Source organism: Lysinibacillus sp. NPDC093692 (genome assembly GCF_050280125.1).
Classification (GTDB): Bacteria; Bacillota; Bacilli; order Bacillales_A; family Planococcaceae; genus Lysinibacillus.
In genome coordinates, this window is the sequence record NZ_JBNNUW010000003.1 from 147,522 (window position 1) to 167,651 (window position 20,130).

17 protein-coding genes are annotated in these 20,130 nt (G+C 38.3%); all 17 read left to right on the plus strand.

Annotated features, from left to right (window positions below):
• Window positions 1-320 precede the first annotated feature (320 nt).
• Entirely contained in the window at window positions 321-1,988 is a 1,668-nt protein-coding gene (locus tag ACQKN4_RS05040; protein ID WP_079560514.1) for a ribonuclease J, read from the plus strand.
• 155 nt (window positions 1,989-2,143) lie between these two features.
• Window positions 2,144-2,422 carry a hypothetical protein gene (locus tag ACQKN4_RS05045; RefSeq protein ID WP_427482605.1) on the plus strand — a complete coding sequence of 93 codons (279 nt, stop codon included), beginning with the start codon at window positions 2,144-2,146 and terminating at the stop codon, window positions 2,420-2,422.
• A gap of 29 nt (window positions 2,423-2,451) precedes the next feature.
• Entirely contained in the window at window positions 2,452-4,740 is a 2,289-nt protein-coding gene (locus tag ACQKN4_RS05050; RefSeq protein WP_427482607.1) for a DNA translocase FtsK, read from the plus strand.
• 186 nt (window positions 4,741-4,926) lie between these two features.
• Window positions 4,927-5,655 (plus strand): GntR family transcriptional regulator, encoded by a 729-nt coding sequence (locus ACQKN4_RS05055; protein WP_079560516.1) that lies wholly within the window; start codon window positions 4,927-4,929, stop codon window positions 5,653-5,655.
• Window positions 5,656-5,707: 52 nt separating this feature from the next.
• The gene (locus ACQKN4_RS05060) at window positions 5,708-6,796 is read left to right on the plus strand and encodes a BMP family lipoprotein (protein ID WP_079560517.1); all 1,089 of its coding nucleotides are present in this window, start codon (window positions 5,708-5,710) and stop codon (window positions 6,794-6,796) included.
• Window positions 6,797-7,321: 525 nt separating this feature from the next.
• On the plus strand, window positions 7,322-8,869 hold the full coding sequence (locus ACQKN4_RS05065) for an ABC transporter ATP-binding protein (protein ID WP_079560518.1): 1,548 nt from the start codon (window positions 7,322-7,324) through the stop codon (window positions 8,867-8,869).
• Window positions 8,869-9,915, plus strand: a complete 1,047-nt coding sequence (locus ACQKN4_RS05070) for an ABC transporter permease (RefSeq protein WP_079560519.1) — start codon at window positions 8,869-8,871, stop codon at window positions 9,913-9,915. The genes ACQKN4_RS05065 and ACQKN4_RS05070 overlap by 1 nt, the downstream gene beginning before the upstream one ends.
• Window position 9,916: 1 nt before the next feature.
• The gene (locus ACQKN4_RS05075) at window positions 9,917-10,876 is read left to right on the plus strand and encodes an ABC transporter permease (protein ID WP_079560520.1); all 960 of its coding nucleotides are present in this window, start codon (window positions 9,917-9,919) and stop codon (window positions 10,874-10,876) included.
• Window positions 10,877-11,133: 257 nt separating this feature from the next.
• The gene (gene yfmF / locus ACQKN4_RS05080; RefSeq protein WP_079560521.1) at window positions 11,134-12,405 is read left to right on the plus strand and encodes an EF-P 5-aminopentanol modification-associated protein YfmF; all 1,272 of its coding nucleotides are present in this window, start codon (window positions 11,134-11,136) and stop codon (window positions 12,403-12,405) included.
• Window positions 12,402-13,703: an EF-P 5-aminopentanol modification-associated protein YfmH gene (gene yfmH, locus ACQKN4_RS05085; RefSeq protein ID WP_427482612.1), complete on the plus strand. Its 1,302-nt coding sequence runs from the start codon at window positions 12,402-12,404 to the stop codon at window positions 13,701-13,703. The genes yfmF and yfmH overlap by 4 nt, the downstream gene beginning before the upstream one ends.
• Window positions 13,700-14,428 (plus strand): elongation factor P 5-aminopentanone reductase, encoded by a 729-nt coding sequence (ymfI, locus tag ACQKN4_RS05090; protein WP_427482614.1) that lies wholly within the window; start codon window positions 13,700-13,702, stop codon window positions 14,426-14,428. The genes yfmH and ymfI overlap by 4 nt, the downstream gene beginning before the upstream one ends.
• A gap of 45 nt (window positions 14,429-14,473) precedes the next feature.
• Complete coding sequence (locus ACQKN4_RS05095; RefSeq protein ID WP_079560524.1) at window positions 14,474-14,731, plus strand: DUF3243 domain-containing protein; 258 nt, start codon at window positions 14,474-14,476, stop codon at window positions 14,729-14,731.
• Window positions 14,732-14,956: 225 nt separating this feature from the next.
• Window positions 14,957-15,739 (plus strand): DUF3388 domain-containing protein, encoded by a 783-nt coding sequence (locus ACQKN4_RS05100; RefSeq protein WP_197141989.1) that lies wholly within the window; start codon window positions 14,957-14,959, stop codon window positions 15,737-15,739.
• Window positions 15,740-15,778: 39 nt separating this feature from the next.
• A complete protein-coding gene (locus ACQKN4_RS05105; protein ID WP_079560525.1) occupies window positions 15,779-16,678 on the plus strand; it encodes a helix-turn-helix domain-containing protein in 900 nt (299 codons plus the stop codon).
• A gap of 50 nt (window positions 16,679-16,728) precedes the next feature.
• The gene (pgsA, locus tag ACQKN4_RS05110) at window positions 16,729-17,307 is read left to right on the plus strand and encodes a CDP-diacylglycerol--glycerol-3-phosphate 3-phosphatidyltransferase (protein ID WP_079560526.1); all 579 of its coding nucleotides are present in this window, start codon (window positions 16,729-16,731) and stop codon (window positions 17,305-17,307) included.
• A gap of 17 nt (window positions 17,308-17,324) precedes the next feature.
• Window positions 17,325-18,581, plus strand: coding sequence for a competence/damage-inducible protein A (locus ACQKN4_RS05115; protein WP_427482618.1), 1,257 nt, complete (start codon window positions 17,325-17,327; stop codon window positions 18,579-18,581).
• A gap of 322 nt (window positions 18,582-18,903) precedes the next feature.
• On the plus strand, window positions 18,904-19,968 hold the full coding sequence (gene recA, locus ACQKN4_RS05120; protein WP_079560528.1) for a recombinase RecA: 1,065 nt from the start codon (window positions 18,904-18,906) through the stop codon (window positions 19,966-19,968).
• Window positions 19,969-20,130: the final 162 nt, after the last annotated feature.

Sequence of the window (20,130 nt, forward strand, 5' to 3'; positions counted from 1 at the left end):
AATTGTTTTTGTATCTTTTAATCATCGATTTATTTATATGGAAGTTGAAATAGCTTACGTGCAAGAAAAAACATTACTGAAAATGGCTTATATCGGCACTATATCCCAATCTCCAAAAGCTCGCTTCGCTTTTTTTTATAAAATTAAACCTTTCACGATGCTACATCCTCCTCCTACTTTCCATCTATTAGAAATAAAATTAGCAATAAATTTCTGTTTCTATCATGAAAGATGCATTTTTAATTTGTGCAAAAGCTTTGCAAACCTTATAATAAATCTTAAGTGGTTGCTGTTCGGGATATTTTTTAGGAGGAAATAAATTGACGAAAAAGAAAAATGAATTAATTCGCATCATCCCACTTGGTGGCGTTGGCGAAATTGGGAAAGCAATGTACGTAGTAGAAATCGACGAAGAGCTATTTGTAGTGGATAGCGGATTGATGTTCCCAGAAGACGAAATGCTGGGCATTGATATCGTAATTCCAGATATTACGTATTTAGAAGAAAATAAAGAGCGTGTGAAAGGAATTTTCTTAACACATGGTCATGAAGATGCAATTGGCTCAATTGCTTATGTATTACAAAAAGTGAAAGCGCCAGTGTACGGATCAAAATTAACAATTGCACTTGCAAAGGAACATTTAAAGGAATTGCCTGCACCACATCAGGTGAAATTCTTTGAGGTTACGAACCGTAGTCGTATGAATTTTAACTCAACGTATGTGACATTCTTCCATACAACACATAGTATTCCCGATTCGTTAGGGGTAGTGTTCCATACATCTGAGGGAGCAATTGTTCATACAGGTGAGTTTAAATTCGATCAATCTGCGACAGGTAAATTTAAGCCTGATTTAGCAAAAATGGCTCAGCTAGGAGAAGAAGGCGTATTTATGCTGTTATCTGAGTCGAGTGAAGCTGAGCGACCAGGTTACACGACATCTGAGATTGTGATTGAAGAGCAATTATCAAAAACATTCCATTCAGCACCAGGTCGTATTTTAGTTGCTGTTTATGCATCGAATTTTATTCGTATACAGCAAGTGTTGACACAAGCTCAAAAGTCGTTCCGTAAAATAGTTATTGTAGGAAAACCTTTAGAAAAAGCTGTGGATTTAGGTGCACATCTAGGTTACTTAACAGTAGAAGAAGATACAATTATCCCTATCTCGGAAATGCAAAAGTATCAAGATGATGAGATTATTATTATCGCTACAGGTAATAAAGGGGAGCCACTTGATGCATTAGAGAAAATTGTCCGCAAACATCACCGAGACATTAAAATTAAAAAGAATGATACAGTATTAATTACATTTACACCGTCTCCTGGTATGGAAGTGCAGATGGCTAATACGATGAACTCGATCGCAAAAGCAGGTGCTGAAATTCTCACATCTAGCAAAAATGTACATGTATCGGGTCACGGTAGCCAAGAAGATTTAAAGTTAATGTTAAACTTAATGCAACCAAAGTACTTTATCCCTGTGCAAGGTGAGTACCGCATGCTTATTGCTCACTCTAAGCTTGCTCAACAGCTAGGTATGCAAAAATCACAAATTTTTATCGCCGATAAAGGGGATATTGTAGAATATAAAAATGGTAAAATGCGAATGAGTGGCCGTGTACAAGCAGGTAATGTTTTAATAGACGGTATCGGTGTAGGTGATGTAGGGAACATAGTACTTCGCGATCGTAAATTATTATCGCAGGATGGTATTTTCATTGTTGTCGTTACATTAAACCGTGCTCAAAAGAAAATCGCATCTGGTCCAGAAATTTTATCGCGTGGTTTCGTATATGTACGCGAATCAGAAGAATTAATGGTGGAAGCTTCTGATATTGCTAAAAATGTTATTGAAAAATACGTTGGTAAAGATACATTTGAATGGACAAACATTAAACAAGAAATTCGAGATACACTGAATACGTATTTATTCCAAAAAACGAAGCGCCGCCCAATGATTATCCCAATCATTATGGAATATTAAAAATGAAAGATCATCGTTGATTGAAAAAGGATTTTCTAACCGAATGTAAACGGTGGAAAATCCTTTTTTGCCTCAATACGGAAAGTTAGATATCGCATTTATTGTATTATATGCCATGTGTAATAAGTTGATCTTCGTTAAGGCTGGGCGACTCCTTGGGAATCAGTAATAGAGGAACGAAGGCTAAAATCATCACATCCTGTGATAACGCCTTCGTGACCAACATCGAATGTTTTATCTGTAGCGAAAGCGAAGCGGCAGCGGCAAATGTTTTACCTGCGCGAAAGCGAAGCGGCAGCGGCAAATGTTTTACCTGCGCGAAAGCGAAGCGGCAGCGGCAAAGCGCCCAGCCGGAACGGAAATCAACACCACATTATGGTGATGATTTTTTTGGAATAATCAAGTTCTACATGTTATTATTTGCTACATATTAAAGAATGGATTGCAAAAGAAGGTGAAATAGATGGCGACTAGTAAAAAAAGAAAAGTCACGAAAGGAAAAGCGACGACAGAGAAAAAAGAAATGCATCCGCTTATGTATGAAATTTTAGGTCTTATCTTAATTGCGTTTGCGGTTATTATGATTTTTGAATATGGCATGATTGGCCGAGTTCTACAAACAATTGCGATGTTTCTTTTTGGAAATTTACATTTTGCTGTGCCGTTTATGCTTATTTTTGTTGCGGTGTTACTGATGATTGGGCGGAAAAAAATAAGCATTTATGATCGTGTCATATTAGGTATGCTCCTAATTGTTATGAGTTTAACAATTTTTAGTCATGGCATTTTGTTTGAACAATTATCAAAATCTGGTGGATTATTATCAGACTCTGTTTTGCGAGAATCTTGGCGAATTTTAATTAATTCTGAGGGTATCATCAATCGAAGTAATGCGCTTGGCGGCGGAATGGTGGGTGCACTGTTATTTAGTGCTCTACATGTTTTATTTGAGGCGGCAGGTGCGAAAGTCGTTGCATGGGTTATTTTCTTTATCGGATTAATATTAGTAACAGGAAAGGCCCTTGTTCCATATTTAGCGAAAAAAATGCCCGACCTTTTTGGCAAATGGCAGAAGAAGCATCGTGATAAGAAAAAGAATATGCCGAAAAAACCTACTAATCGCCGTTCAAAAGTAGAAAGCAAGGATGACATTGCGGCCGTTGATCAGGAGCCAGAAGTACAAGAGGAAGAAGAGATTTCTCATGAACCAATCATCTCTGCTTTTACTCAAAATGTGTCTCATGAACGAGAGTCATTTGCAATGGCCGAAAATGAAGACATTGAACATGGTGAGATGGTTGATGATGTTCATATTGAAGGCGCAGATGCTGTGGAAAATGCAGACTACCAACTTCCGTCTTATAATTTATTACAATTACCACCACAACATGACCAAAGTGGCGAATATTCTGTCATACAGGCAAATGCGAAAAAGCTAGAGCAAACGTTGCAAAGCTTTGGGGTAAAAGCAAAAGTTACACAGGTACATTTAGGTCCAGCTGTAACAAAGTACGAAATATTACCAGATGTAGGTGTGAAAGTAAGTAAAATTGTAAATTTACAGGATGACCTTGCCTTAGCACTTGCTGCGAAGGATATACGTATGGAAGCACCTATTCCTGGGAAGTCAGCGATTGGCATTGAAGTACCAAATAGTGAGGTAGCTATTGTTACACTCCGAGAAGTGTTAGAGTCTAAGGACGGCGTAAAGCCAGAAGCATTATTGCAAGTTGCATTTGGTCGTGATATTACTGGACAAGCAGTACTTGCTGAGCTCAATAAAATGCCACATTTACTTGTTGCGGGTTCGACGGGTAGTGGGAAAAGTGTGTGTATAAATGGTATTGTCGTATCAATCCTAATGCGTACAAAACCACATGAAGTTAAGCTGATGATGATTGACCCGAAAATGGTGGAGTTAAATGTTTATAACGGTATTCCACATCTACTGGCACCAGTTGTTACGGATGCACGTAAAGCGTCTCAGGCGCTGAAGAAAGTTGTGGCGGAAATGGAACGCCGCTACGATCTATTTTCTCATACAGGTACCCGTAATATCGAAGGTTACAATAGTCATGTACAAAAAGTTAATGAGCAAACAGATGAGAAACACCCTAAATTACCATATATTGTAGTAATTGTAGACGAGTTAGCGGACTTAATGATGGTTGCCTCAAGTGATGTAGAGGATTCTATTACACGTTTAGCACAAATGGCACGTGCAGCTGGGATTCATTTAATAATTGCAACTCAACGACCAAGTGTAGATGTGTTGACAGGTGTTATTAAAGCAAATATTCCTTCGCGCATTGCCTTTGCAGTGTCATCTGCAATCGATTCTAGAACGATTTTAGATATGGGTGGAGCCGAGCGTTTACTCGGTCGAGGAGATATGCTGTTTTTACCAGCGGGTGCATCTAAACCAAAACGTGTGCAAGGTGCTTTTTTATCAGATCAGGAAGTTGAGTCAGTTGTTAACTTTGTTATAGAACAGCAAAAGGCACAATATCAGGAGGAAATGATTCCGACCGATGAAGAGACAATTTTAGAAGAAACGGATGAATTATTTGATGAGGCTGTACAGTTAGTTGTTAGTATGCAGACGGCCTCTGTTTCGATGTTGCAACGCCGCTTCCGTATCGGTTATTCGAGAGCTGCTCGTATTGTCGATCAAATGGAACAACGTGGTATTGTCGGGCCTTCGGAGGGTAGTAAACCTCGACAAGTGCTCATTCATCAATACGATAATTAGTGCCAAAATAACGTTAAAAAATTGAACAATGTTGTATACATTGAGTAGGCCCAAATTCATTTAAAAATTCGAAAGCAATTACATTATGTGTAATTGCTTTCGGTCTATAAAAATGTTATATTTATGAACGATTAGTAGGAATGTTGTACATCAGATGTCTGATCTCTGATTTTGGTGGTGATATATGTGACTATTAAAGCAGATCATCGTCATCTCTATCTTCAAGTAATTGATCGTTTAAAGTCTGACATTGAAAAAGGCGTTTTTAAAGAAAATGAAAAACTGCCTTCAGAGTTTGAATTATCGAAATCACTAGGAGTCAGTCGAGCAACTCTTAGAGAAGCGCTACGACTGTTGGAAGAGGAAAATGTGATTGTGCGTCGACATGGGGTGGGCACATTTGTAAACCCTAAGCCGTTGTTTACATCAGGTATCGAGCATTTATCGAGCATTTCTTCCATGATCGAGGCAGCGGGTATGGAACCCGGTTCCCGCTTTTTAAAGGCGACGGAAAGCATACCTGCTGAAGAAGATTTAAAACGCTTCCAGTGTGATGGCGAGGATAAAATACTCACAATTGAACGTGTCAGAACAGCGGATGGTGAGCCGGTAGTTTACTGCATAGACAGATTACCAGCAAGCTTCCTGCCAACTGACTTTGTAGAAAAAAAAGAAGTTTCACTTTTCTCTGCACTTGAACAATCCGGTAAAATTCATGTTGCCTATGCTGTTACATATATTGATCCTATTGGGTATCATGAGCAAGCTTCGCCGATTTTAAATTGCGGACGTGAAACAGCTCTTTTAGTATTAAAGCAGTTACATTACGATGATCATGATCAAGTAGTGTTGTATTCAAAAAATTATTTCCGAGCTGATAAATTCAGCTTCCATGTAGTTCGTAAACGGGTGTAGAACATTTCTAATTTTTTCCTGCTAATTACAATACCTTTGGGGGGTTAATCAAATGAAAAAACGTAAATTTGGTTTAGTATTATCATCAGTTTTAGCTGCAAGTGCAATCTTAGGTGCATGTGGTACGAAAGAGGAAGAAAAAACTAATAAAGAAAATGAAAACGCTTCACCAGGCGAAAGCAACCAAGAAGGTGCCTTCTCAGTAGCAATGGTAACTGACGTAGGTGGAGTTGATGATAAATCATTCAACCAATCTGCTTGGGAAGGTGTTCAAGAATTCGGTAAAGAACATGGCCTAAAAAAAGGTGATGGCGGCTTCGACTACTTACAATCAAAATCAGATGCAGACTATGATTCAAATTTAAATGCGTTATTACGTCGTGACTTTAACTTAATCTATGGTATTGGTTTCATGATGGAAGATTCTATTACTGCAATCGCTGAAGAAAATCCAGATAACCATTTCGCAATCATTGACGCTGAAGTAAAAGCGGACAATGTAGTATCAGTATTGTTCAAAGAGCAAGAAGGTGCTTTCTTAGCAGGTGTAGCTGCTGCGAAAATGTCTAAATCAGGTAAAATCGGTTTCGTAGGTGGCGTAGATATTCCAGTTATCAACCGCTTCGAAGCTGGATTTTTTGAAGGTGCAAAAGCTGTAAATCCAGATATCGAAATCACATCAAAATATACTGCTGCATTCGATAAAGCTGACCTTGGTAAAGTTACTGCAAACAGCATGTACTCTTCAGGTGTAGATGTAATCTTCCACGCAGCTGGTGCAACTGGTAACGGTGTATTCTCAGAGGCAAAAGAACGTAAGAAAAAAGATCCTAATGCAAACATTTGGGTAATCGGAGTAGACGCTGACCAATATGAAGAAGGTAAAGTAGACGGTAAAACAAATGTTACTTTAACTTCTATGTTAAAAGGTGTAAATACAGCAGTTGTAGATATTTCTAATAAAGCGAAAAAAGGTGAATTCCCAGGTGGCAAAACGCTTACTTATGGTTTAGCTGAAGACGGCGTGAAGCTTGCGGATTCTCGTGGCGCAATCCCAGAAGATGTACTAAAGGTTATTGAAGAATATAAAGAAAAAATTGCTAAGGGTGAAATTAAAGTTCCAGAAAAAGTGAAAAAATAATTCACCTTTTGATCATCATAAGGGACTTTTTATGAAGGCCCTTATGATGATTTTTCAATCTATCGTTATATTTTGACTATTCGTAATATTCTATTTAACTATACTGGTCATTACCGTAGAGGTAGAATTTTATATGAGCTTATCGTAAGAATAGTAATGATGGTAACAAGTTAATAGAAGAAAGGTTTCTAACGATGACCTTTCCTGTATTAATTTATCTTCATTTAGAAGACTATCTACCTCTATTAGTGGGACAAGATAGGCATGGATTTTTTGTGGATTGGGTGCATAATGCCCAATGAACGAAGAGTTAATCTCTGACAGAATTCATTGTTGTGCGATGTGATAAACGCTGAGCAACAGGGATTATGTCAAGTATTTAGATTAGTTTTAAGCGATGCAACAATGTTTCATGTGCGAAAGTGCAGTGCAACTTTGCGACAGTAACAAAATGCTTTCTGTGGCGACAGCCACAATTACGTCAAGGCGAAATTGATAAAAGTGCCTATTAAGGGAGTGACAAAATTGGAATACGTGATTGAAATGCTAGGAATCCGAAAAGAGTTCGGTAATTTCGTGGCGAATAATAACATCACCCTCCAGCTGAAAAAAGGCGAAATTCATGCACTGCTAGGCGAAAATGGTGCAGGTAAATCGACTTTAATGAACGTCCTTTTTGGTTTGTATCAACCAGAGGGTGGCGAAATTCGAGTTCGTGGGAAGGCTGTTAAAATTACAAACCCGAATGTGGCCAATGATTTAGGGATTGGTATGGTCCATCAACATTTTATGTTAGTGGAAAATTTCACAGTAACAGAGAACATTATTTTAGGTTCTGAACCAACAAAAATGGGTATTGTTAACATTAAAGATGCAGCGAAGAAAGTACAAGCACTTTCTGAAAAATATGGCTTAGATGTTGATCCATATGCCAAAATCGAGGATATTACTGTGGGGATGCAACAGCGTGTTGAAATTTTAAAAACACTATACCGCGGTGCAGAAATTTTAATTTTTGATGAACCAACTGCATCTTTAACACCACAGGAGATTACAGAGCTTATTCAAATAATGCGCCGCTTAATTGCAGAGGGCAAATCTATTATTCTAATTACCCATAAACTAAAAGAAATTATGGAAGTCTCTGACCGTGTGACAATTATTCGTAAAGGTGAAGGGATTGGAACAGTTATCACTGCTGAAACAAATCCTAACCAATTAGCTGAAATGATGGTTGGTCGCCAAGTCGAATTTAAAACCGAAAAAACAGAAGCCAACCCAACTGATGAAGTAATTGCAATCGATAATTTGGTTGTTACAGACTACCGTAATATCGATAAAGTAAAAGGCTTAAACTTAAAAGTACGTAAAGGTGAAATTGTTGGTATTGCAGGTATCGATGGTAACGGACAATCTGAGTTAATCGAAGCCATTACTGGTTTACGCAAAATAAAGAGTGGTTCTGTTAAATTAAATGGCAAAGATATTACAAATATGAAACCTCGTAAAATTACTGAGGAAGGCGTTGGGCATATTCCACAAGATCGCCACAAGCATGGTTTAGTTTTAGATTTCCCAATAGGTCATAATATCGCACTACAAACATATTATCAGTCTCCAATCGCTAAGGGCTTTGTTATGGACTATAAGAAAGTGTCTGAAAAAGCACGTCAAATCATTGAAGAATATGATGTGCGTACAGGTAATGGTGAAATGACACCAGCACGTGCCCTTTCAGGTGGTAACCAACAAAAAGCGATTATCGGTCGTGAAGTTGATCGTAATCCGGACTTATTGATTGCTGCACTACCAACACGTGGTCTTGATGTAGGGGCAATTGAGTTTATTCACTCTCGCCTGATCGAGCAACGTGATAAAGGAAAAGCGGTACTGTTAATTTCATTTGAATTAGATGAAGTCATGAATGTTTCGGACCGAATTGCTGTTATTTATGACGGTCAAATTGTTGATGAGTTAAATCCAACAGAAACGACAGAACAAGAGCTAGGTCTATTAATGGCAGGACAAAAAAGTGAAAATAAAAAGAATGGTGCGAAGGAGGGGAATGACTAATGTCAAATCGTGTCATTAATATTCTCGTTCCTATCATCTCTATCATTATCGGTTTAATTGTTGGAGCTATCGTGATGATAGTTAGCGGCTATGACCCAGTACAAGGTTATAGCGCACTTTGGACAGGTATTTTTGGAGATTCATATTCTATTGGGAACACAATCCGTCAAATAACACCGTATTTATTGGCGGGTCTAGCGGTAGCATTTGCCTTCCGTACAGGTTTATTTAACATTGGTGTAGAAGGTCAGTTAATTTTAGGTTGGCTAGCAGCAGCTTGGGTAGGCTATGCGTTTGATCTACCTAAAATCATTCACTTACCATTAGCATTACTTGCGGCAGCAGCTGCAGGTGCATTTTGGGCCTTTATTGCAGGTTTCTTAAAAGCGAAATTTAAAGTTCACGAAGTTATTGCGACAATTATGTTAAACTATACTGCGCTTTATATTGCGAATGCAGTGATTAAAAAATTGTCTGACGGTGGCTTTAAAACAGAACGCGTTCATGAATCAGCTTCTTTACGTTCTCCGTTTTTAAGAGAGCTTACAGACAATTCAAGTCTTCACTATGGCATCATTGTTGCACTGTTAATGGTTATGGTTATGTGGTTCATTTTAGAAAAAACAACACGTGGATATGAGCTTAAGGCGGTAGGCTTTAATAAGCATGCTGCAGACTATGCTGGTATGAGCGTCAACAAAAACATTATTTTAGCTATGACGATTTCAGGTATGTTCGCGGGTCTTGGTGGTGCTATGGAGGCATTAGGTACTTTCCAAAACGCTTCTATTAAACCAGGCTTTACAGGTATAGGTTTCGATGGTATCGCCGTTGCCTTACTTGGTGCGAATACGCCTCTTGGGGTTGTATTCGGAGCTTCATTATTCGGCTCACTTAAATACGGAGCATTAAATATGCCAAATGCTGCAGGTATTCCTGAGGAAATCGTATCTATTATTATTGCGTTAATTATTTTCTGTGTAGCATCGGGCTATATTATTCGAGTAGCATTGCAAAAGTTGCGCAAGAAAAAGGAGGGACAATAACATGAGCTTTTTAGAAATGTTATATTTCATCATCCCTTCTGCAATTTTCTTCGCAACACCTTTAATTTTTACGGCAATCGGTGGTGTATTCTCTGAACGATCTGGTGTTGTCAATATCGGACTAGAAGGTTTAATGGTTGTTGGTGCATTTGTTGGTATTTATGTCAATTTAGAATTTGCTTCAACATTTGGTGCAGCAACAATTTGGGTAGCTATGCTGGCAGCTGTCATTGCTGGGGGAATCTTCTCTCTATTCCATGCAGTTGCTTCGATTTCCTTCCGTGCCGATCAAACAGTATCGGGGGTTGCTATTAATTTATTAGGTTTAGCGGTAACTGTATTCTTAGTAAAAATGATTTATGGTAAAGGGCAAACTGATATGATTACCCAACCAATAACTCGTTTCGCTATCCCTTATTTAAAGGATATTCCGTTCTTTGGTCCATTATTATTCCGTGATGTCTATAGTACGTCAATTTTAGCTTTTGCAGTAGCTATCGGGGCATGGTTTATCATTTATAAAACACCATTCGGTTTACGTTTACGCGCTGTCGGTGAACATCCAATGGCTGCAGATACGATGGGTGTAAATGTTAATAGAATGCGCTATATTGCTGTTGTCATCTCAGGGGCATTAGGTGGTCTTGGTGGTGCAGTGTATGCGCAATCAATTACAAGCGATTTCTCACATGCTACAATTGCGGGTCAAGGCTTTATGGCCATCGCTGCAATGATTTTTGGGAAATGGCATCCAATCGGTGCATTAGGTGCAGCTTTATTCTTTGGAGTAGCACAAACGTTAAGTGTTGCAGGAAGCACAATTCCTTACGTTCAGGACATTCCTGCTGTATACTTACAAATTTTACCATATGTATTAACAATCCTTGCATTAGCAGGATTTATCGGTAAAGCAAATGCACCAAAAGCTAGTGGTCAACCTTATATTAAGGGGAAACGCTAAAAAACAGACAATTTTTTACACGAAAGACTGGGCGAAAATGCTCAGTCTTTTTCCTTGTACATAGCTCAAGTGTTTGGGAAAATAATGGTTGAAGGTTGATCTTTATTTGCTAGTATGAACAGGTTCATTAAGTAACCAAATGAAATTTCACACTTTCCGTATGCATACTTTGGATTCTTTTTGCAATTATAGACAATAGACATGTATAGTATGTGTAGTACTTTGTTATATTAAGAAAGATAAGGAGGGTTCTATATATGTTTAAAACAATCCCTTTTGCAAAAGGTGTCAATTTGCATATCCGACAAACAACCCAATTTAAAACCGTAAATTTTTCAATTAAATGGAGAAGAGCATTAACGGCTACAAATGCGTCTGAACGCACAGTGTTAACAAATGTGTTGCAACACAGCAATGCTAAATATAAGACAACAGCTGCATTCCGAGGTTTCTTGGATGACTTGTATGGCACAGTGCTTTATTTTGATACATCTAAACGTGGTAATGAGCATACAGTACTGATGAATGTAGAAACCGTTAACGATCATTATTTGGCAAATACAAGTGTTTTAAACGAGGTGCTTGGTTTATTGCATACAGCAATCTTTGAACCAAATATAGAAAACGGTGTATTTAAAGAATCGATTGTAGAGCGTGAAAAGAAAACGGTCATTCAACGTATCGAGTCTATTTTTGACGATAAATCTCGATTTGCGCAGCAACGTATTCAACAGATTTTACGTCCGAATGAACCGGCCTCTATTTCTGCTAACGGAACTGTTGAGGACATTCAAAAAATTACCCCTGCGTCATTGTTTGAAGCATATCAATCGATGCTTGCTAACGATAAAATAGATATTTATGTCGCGGGTGATATTAATGAAGACGAAATCGTGACGCAGCTGAAAAAAGCTCTACCGTTTAATGATCGTACACCTGAAGAAGTTCCTGCTGTGCTTCCGCAACAGCATCCACAAAATGATTATGTACGTGAGCAACAAGATATGAAGCAAGGAAAGCTGCATATTGGCTTTAGTACACCAGTACGATTTGGTGATCCTGATTTCGCTAAAATGCAAATCTTTAACGGCGTATTTGGTGGCTACCCTCATGCTAAATTATTTATGAATGTTCGTGAAAAGGAAAGTTTAGCTTACTATGCGTCTAGCTCCTATGCATCACATTATGGCTTAGTCTTTGTTGTATCTGGGATTGAACAAAAGAATGAAGAAAAAGCACTATCACTAATAAAAGAACAAATTGCTGTTATGCAAGCAGGCGACATTACTGATTTGGAATTAGAGCAAACAAAGGCAATGCTGACGAATCAGCTAAAAGAGTCATTGGATTCTGCTCGAGGACAAATAGAAATTTTTGACCAATATAAAGATTTACCCGAGGAGTTCTCTGTTGAAGCTTGGGCAAATAAATGGAAAGCTGTAACGAGAGAAGATATCGTTGAAATGGCGAAGCAAATTCAGCTAGAAGCGGTCTATTTCTTATGTGGGAAGGAGCAAGCCGCACAATGAAGACAATTGAATTCAAACAATTAGATGAAACATTGTATTATGAAAAATTAGAGAATGGCTTAGATGTCTATATTTTACCGAAAAAAGGCTATTCCAAAACATATGTGACGTTCACAACTAAGTACGGTTCTGTTGATCGTACATTTGTGCCGCTTGGTGAGACGGAAAGCATTACAGTTCCAGATGGCATTGCTCACTTTTTAGAGCATAAAATGTTTGAAAAAGAAGATGGCGATGTATTCCAAAAGTTTAGTGAATACGGTGCTTCAGCAAATGCCTTTACATCATTTACACGTACGGCGTATTTATTTTCTTCGACGGACAATATTTATAAAAGCACAGAAACATTATTAAATTTTGTGCAAGAACCTTACTTTACGGAAGCAACAGTGAATAAGGAGAAGGGCATTATTGGACAGGAAATTACGATGTACGATGATCAGCCAGATTGGCGCTTGTATTTTGGTACGATCGAAAATATGTATCATAATCACCCAGTAAAAATTGATATCGCTGGTACAATCGAGACGATTGATGGCATTACTGCGGACCACTTATATACGTGCTACAATACGTTCTATCATCCATCCAATATGTTATTGTTTGTTATTGGTGCTGTAGACCCTAATGAAATGATAACGTTTATTCGTGACAATCAAGGTAAAAAAGAATTCACTGAACCAACACCAATACAACGCTACTTTGATAAAGAACCGACTGAGGTTGCTATCAAAGAGCGTGAGTTGCATATGGATGTACAAAAGCCAAAGGTTTATATCGGCTTAAAAGCAAAAGAAACAAATCTTTCTGGTCGTGATATGTTAAAACATGAGCTATCTGTTCAAATTGCACTTGAACTTATTTTCGGACGTACATCTGAATTTTATGAGCGCATCTATGAAAATGACTTAATTGATGAAACGTATGCATTTGATTTCACGTTAGAAAACGGCTTTGGTTTTGCTATGATTGGCTCGGATTCTGCAGACCCGGCTGCATTAGAGAAAGCTATTAAAGAAGAATTAGCAAAGTATGATGAAGATGCACAATTTGAAAGTGGCGATTTAGAACGAGTGAAACGTAAAAAAATTGGTTTCTTCCTACGTGCGCTGAACTCTATTGAATTTATCGCCAACCAATTTACACGTTATTCGTTTAATGAGATGAATTTGTTCGATGTTGTACCTGTGCTAGAAGAATTAACGATTGAAGATTTGAAAAAAGCATTTTCTTCAATTCAAGGTGAATCTCAACAAACTGTCTTTAAAATTTTACCTACAGATAAGGGCGAACAGTGAAAAAGTTTGCCCTCGTGTTAGGTGCATCGGGTGAGATTGGTCGTGCTATTTGTCAGAGTCTGGCAGAAGACGGCTGGTCCATCTACATACACTTTTCAAACAATGAAAAAGCAGCGCAGGCTTTATACCATTCTCTTTCAGAAAATTTCCCTTCACAGGAATTTATGCTTGTGCAGGGAGATTTTTCGAAAGCGTCCGGGGCACAATTACTAGCATCGCAAATTTTTAATGTGCAAGCAATTGTCTTTGCAAATGGTCAGGCGTATTATTCTCTACTTGAAGATACTACTGTGGAGGATATGGATGCATTATGGCGTGTCCATGTGCAAAATCCAATGCGTCTGACGGCATTGCTGTCATCAAAGCTTCGTGCGCATGACGTTAGCTATGTGCTTTTTATCGGTTCGATTTGGGGAGAGGCTGGATCGGCTGGTGAAGCTCTTTACGCAGCCGTGAAGGGCGCCCAACATGCTTTTGTAAAGTCGTATGCGAAAGAAGCGGCACTGTCACGTATTCGTGTTAATGCCATTGCACCTGGCTTTATAAATACCTCGATGAACAGTCATTTAAGTGAAGAGGAGCTTGACTATATTTTAGAGGATATTCCGCTAGGCATAGCTGGTCAAACAACGGATGTTGCTAAGATGGTACGCTTCTACCTTTCTGGAAATGCAGATTATGTAACGGGACAAGTAATTCGATTAAACGGTGGTTGGTACATATAATGTTCTTTTTTGCACATACTACATGTGTAAAGGAGGAGGAACAGTATGACTATCTTAGAGAACTGGCATAAATGGACATCGTTTTTAGGTCAAAATGTTATGCGTGCAGAATCAAGCGGTGTACCATCGCAAATGATTCAACAAGCTGCTGTACAAATTGGAGAATATTTGGCGACAAATGTCGATCCTAAAAATGAACAAGAACGAGTGCTGTCGGATTTATGGGGCGTTGCCTCTGAAGAAGAAAAACACGCACTGGCGAATTGTGTCGTTAAACTTGTGCAAAATAAACCTGTACAGTAAAAAAGAGGAGAGCGATCTCCTCTTTTTTTTATATAAAAAAGCAATTTCTGCATAGAAAAGGGAACGTATGTAAGCCTATTTAGGATGTTCAAAAAAAAAATAGTAAGTTTTTAAAAATAACGCTATAATTCCATGTATTCTAACTTTCCATTACATAAAAAATCAGCTATGATGGAACTTATAAGGGATTTTTTACGTTAACTAATAGGAAGGGAACGAGTGTGTTTGAGCGATTGGTACTTTGAATATGAAATTCAGGTGAATCGCCCTGGATTATTAGGAGATATTGCTTCACTTTTAGGGATGCTTCGTGTCAATATTATTTCAATAAATGGTGTCGATGAGGATCGACGTGGTATGTTAGTGCATACAGACAACGATGAGACAATTGAGCGTTTTCGTACAATTGTTTCGACAATGGAACATATTAACGTGACCAAATTTCGACAACCTAAACTCCGTGATCGTTTAGCCATAAGGCACGGTCATTATATTCCTCGAGATGCAGATGAAAAAAATACCTTCCGCTTCGTCCGAGATGAACTTGGTATTTTAGTTGACTTTATGGCTGAGCTATTTAAAAAAGAAGGGCATAAGCTCATAGGAATACGTGGAATGCCTAGAGTTGGAAAAACTGAATCGATTGTAGCGGCTAGTGTATGTGCCAATAAAAAATGGATTTTTTTATCATCTACAATGATTAAACAGACTGTTCGCAATAAACTCGCTGGTGATGAATTCAGTGACAATAATATTTTTATATTAGATGGCATTGTAACACGTCGTTCATCTGATGAGCGGCATTTACAACTAGTGCGTGAAATGATGAATATGCCTTCCATAAAGGTCGTCGAGCATCCAGACATGTTTGTTCAGCATTCAGATTATAGGATAGAGGATTTTGATTATATCATTGAATTACGTCATCACCCAGATGAAGAAATTACGTATGAGATAATGGAAAAAAATCATATGATGTCCGAATCCAATTCATTTGGAGGATTTTAGGATTTAATTTTTAAATTGATGTTAAAGTAGGTGTTTTGAGTGGCAGAATTAGGGACTCGACTGAAAGAGGCGAGACTGTCTAAAGGCTACAGTTTAGACGATTTACAAGAAATAACGAAAATACAAAAGCGTTATTTAATAGGTATTGAAGAGGGCAATTATTCGATCATGCCTGGTTCATTTTATGTACGAGCTTTTATTAAACAATATGCTGACGCCGTTGATTTGAACGCAGAGGAAATTTTAGAAACGTATAAAAGTGAGCTACCAGGTACTTCGAACAATCAAGTAAGTCAATCGATAACGAGTAGTCCAAGTAGAAGAAAAATTACAAAAGGCCCTTCTACTAAAATGATGGAGGCAATGCCGAAAATAATCGTTGGTTTATTTATCATTGTCATTATTGTAGTCATTTGGGTACTCATGCAGTCTAAAAATAATGCAGTACCGAATTCTGGAGAAGAGACACCTCCAGAAATGCAATATGATACAAAAGCAAAACCAATAGATACAGAAAAAGATAAAGAAAAAGAAAATAAAAAAGCTCAATCAAATGACAAACAAGAGTCAACAGATTCAGCAAAGGAAACATCTGACGAAACTGAAGAGGTTAAGCAATCGATTTCAGCGGGGACTGTTGAAGCGGATGGTGCTACAACTTCATATACGTTAACAGGTGCAGATACATTTAAAATACGTATCGAAGTATCAGGTCCTACATTTATCGGTATTCGAGACCAACAGCAACAAGAAATACTAACAGATACTCGTGTATATAATGCAGGAGAAGTAGTAGAATTTGATGCAACATCTCAAAATTATGCTCGTATCCGTTTAGGTAATTCAACGCAAGCCAAGGTATACATTAATGACGAGCCTTTAACGTATGCACAGCAAGCTGTAACGCAAAACATCGTCATCAATTTCAATAAAGAATAGTAGTCATCTAATGATGACTACTTTCTTTCATCATGAAAGGTGTTAGAAAAATGAACATTCCAAATAAAATTACCATCTCTCGAATCTTACTTATTCCGTTCTTTGTCATTGTTATGATGTTTGATTTTGGCTGGGGAACAATGTCACTATTCGGAGCGGATATGCCTGTTCATCATTTTGTAGGTGCACTTATTTTTATTTTTGCTTCAGCGACTGATTGGGTGGATGGTTTTTACGCACGTAAGTATAATCTTGTGACAACATTTGGTAAGTTTTTAGACCCACTTGCTGACAAATTACTAGTTTCAGCAGCTTTTATTTTAATGGTAGAGCTTGATATGGCGCCTGCATGGATAATAATTATCATTATTAGCCGTGAGTTTGCAGTAACTGGTCTTCGTTTAATATTGGCAGGTGAAGGAGAAGTTGTTGCGGCAAACCAGCTTGGTAAAATTAAAACGTGGGCCCAAATTGTGGCCATCGGAGCAGCACTTTTACACAATACAATCTTTACACTTATTGGTATTCCATTTGATACAATTATGTTATATATTGCATTGTTCTTTACACTATGGTCTGGATGGGATTATTTCTATCTAAATCGACGTGTCTTACTTGATTCTAAATAAGAGAGGTCTTGAGGATCATGAATGCTGAAATTCTTGCAGTTGGCTCAGAGTTATTGCTTGGTCAGATTTCGAACACAAATGCAAAGTTTATTTCTAGTCAGTTGTCCGAATTAGGAATAAATGTGTATTATCACACTGTAGTTGGAGATAATGCACAACGTTTAGAAGAAGCTATTTCCATTGCAGAGACTCGTGCTGATTTAATCATTTTTTCTGGTGGGCTTGGGCCTACAAAGGATGATTTAACAAAGGAAACGATTGCTCGTCATCTTGGCGTTACTCTTGAATTTGACGATATCGCGCTGACATATATTGAGCAATTTTTTGCAAAGCGAGGACGTCCAATGACGGACAATAATCGTAAGCAAGCTTTAATACTAGCAGGTAGTGAGGTGCTCGCAAACCATCACGGTATGGCACCTGGCATGATACTAGCGAAAGATGAGCGTACTTATATTTTGCTTCCGGGGCCACCTAAAGAGCTTGAGCCGATGTTCCAGTTTGAAGCAAAGCCAAAGCTTAGTGCGATGTTAAATGCAGGAGGGGTTATACTATCGCATGTTATGCGTTTTTATGGCATTGGAGAGGCAGAGCTTGAAGTAAGTGTCCAAGCTATTTTAGATTCGCAAACAAACCCAACTGTTGCGCCGCTTGCTTCTGACGGCGAAGTTACACTGCGTGTAACTGCTAAGGCAGAAACGGAGCAAGAAGCACAGCAGCTTATTGCTGCAAAGGTAGCAGAGATTCAAGCGCTTGTAGGTGACTATCAATACGGTATAGATGATGATTCTCTAGCCTCTAAAACAGTAGAAATGTTACTAGATAATCAGTTAACAATTTCTGCGGCAGAAAGTTTAACAGCAGGATTATTTCAGTCTGAGCTTGCAGAAATACCAGGTGTTGGGGATGCCCTAGTTGGTGGCGTTGTCACGTATACAGAAGAGGCTAAAATAAAGCAACTCGGTATTTCTAAAGAATTATTAACTACACATGGGATTGTAAGCAGTGAATGTGCAGCAGCTATGGCTAGCGCTGTACGTGAAAAATTTGATACTGATATTGGTATTGGATTAACAGGTGCAGCAGGTCCTACAGCCCATGATCATCAACCAGTGGGGACGGTTTGGATTGGTATCGCAATTGGCGATGAGAAACCGCTCACGTACTTACTTCATTTATCGGGCATGCGTAATACAAATCGACTGCGTGCTGCGAAATTTACTTGTCATTATTTAATGCAGCTTTTGGAAGAAAGAGGCTTTAAAAAACGTTAATCAATTTGCCCCGGCATAATATAGGTTCATCACCAAAAGTTGCGGATGACTTTTGTTTAAAACGATTATTATGTAAATAAGTTGATTGGAGCGTAGGCTGGACGCCCCCAGGAAAGCGCCCAGCCGGAACGAAAATCAACTACACGTTTTGGTGATGGTCCATAATATAGTTAAAATAGAAATTTGGGTAATGGAAAGTTACCCAAATTTTTATTTTGAATAAAAACGAATAAACGTTCGCTTTTTTCTTGCGTCTTCTCTTAAAAACAAGTATAGTAGAGATAGAGAAAAACAGTGAACAGTTTTCGAAGGAGGAAAATGAATGAGTGATCGTAAAGCAGCCTTAGAACAGGCGTTAAAACAAATTGAAAAGAACTTTGGTAAAGGTTCTATCATGAAACTTGGCGAAAAGACGGATTTAGAAATTGCTACATCTTCAAGTGGTTCGCTAGCACTTGATGCTGCATTAGGTGTAGGTGGTTATCCACGTGGACGTATTATTGAAGTATACGGCCCTGAATCATCAGGTAAAACAACGGTTGCGCTTCATGCCATTGCAGAGGTTCAGGCAAATGGTGGACAAGCAGCGTTTATCGATGCTGAGCATGCATTAGATCCAATATATGCACAAAAATTGGGTGTCAATATTGATGAGCTTCTATTATCTCAACCAGATACAGGCGAACAAGCGCTTGAAATCGCAGAGGCATTAGTACGTAGTGGCGCAATCGATATTATCGTTATAGACTCAGTAGCAGCATTAGTTCCGAAAGCGGAAATCGAAGGAGATATGGGTGACTCGCATGTTGGTTTACAAGCGCGTTTAATGTCTCAGGCTTTACGTAAACTTTCAGGTGCTATCAATAAATCAAAAACAATTGCTATCTTCATTAACCAAATACGTGAAAAAATCGGTGTTATGTTCGGAAACCCAGAGACAACGCCTGGTGGTCGTGCACTTAAATTCTACAGCTCTGTTCGCTTAGAAGTACGTCGTGCAGAAGCCATTAAACAAGGTAATGACATTATGGGTAACCGTACTAAAATTAAAATTGTGAAAAACAAAGTAGCGCCACCATTCCGTACAGCTGAAGTTGATATTATGTACGGTGAAGGAATTTCAAAAGAGGGCGAAACAGTTGATTTAGGTGTAGAACTAGATATCGTACAAAAAAGCGGTTCTTGGTATGCTTACGGTGATGAGCGCCTAGGACAAGGCCGTGAAAATGCTAAACAATATTTAAAAGAAAATCCAGCAGTGCTTGACGATATCGCAAATAAAATCCGTGCTTCTTACGGTATTGCATCATCATCTTATACAATTGCTGCGCATGATAATGAAGAAGAAATGGATGATGAATTAAAGCTTCTTCTTGAAGATGAATAATATAAGTGCATTGTTCCCACTCTTTATAGTGAGAGCAATGCATTTTTTTATTGTTAAGGAAACTACAGATTTTTGCCTGTGGATAAACTAAAGTATAGTCGGTGTCTAGGGTAAAGCACTACATCCTCGAGGTCGCTGCGATTTCTCGGGCAAAAGTGGAGG

Coding starts and splice junctions, on each gene's coding strand:
- recA (WP_079560528.1), top strand. CDS start 18,904: ATGAGTGATCGTAAAGCAGCCTTAGAACAGGCGTTAAAACAAATTGAA.
- yfmH (WP_427482612.1), top strand. CDS start 12,402: ATGAAGACAATTGAATTCAAACAATTAGATGAAACATTGTATTATGAA.
- yfmF (WP_079560521.1), top strand. CDS start 11,134: ATGTTTAAAACAATCCCTTTTGCAAAAGGTGTCAATTTGCATATCCGA.
- ACQKN4_RS05050 (WP_427482607.1), top strand. CDS start 2,452: ATGGCGACTAGTAAAAAAAGAAAAGTCACGAAAGGAAAAGCGACGACA.
- ACQKN4_RS05060 (WP_079560517.1), top strand. CDS start 5,708: ATGAAAAAACGTAAATTTGGTTTAGTATTATCATCAGTTTTAGCTGCA.
- ACQKN4_RS05070 (WP_079560519.1), top strand. CDS start 8,869: ATGTCAAATCGTGTCATTAATATTCTCGTTCCTATCATCTCTATCATT.
- ACQKN4_RS05075 (WP_079560520.1), top strand. CDS start 9,917: ATGAGCTTTTTAGAAATGTTATATTTCATCATCCCTTCTGCAATTTTC.
- ACQKN4_RS05115 (WP_427482618.1), top strand. CDS start 17,325: ATGAATGCTGAAATTCTTGCAGTTGGCTCAGAGTTATTGCTTGGTCAG.
- ACQKN4_RS05095 (WP_079560524.1), top strand. CDS start 14,474: ATGACTATCTTAGAGAACTGGCATAAATGGACATCGTTTTTAGGTCAA.
- pgsA (WP_079560526.1), top strand. CDS start 16,729: ATGAACATTCCAAATAAAATTACCATCTCTCGAATCTTACTTATTCCG.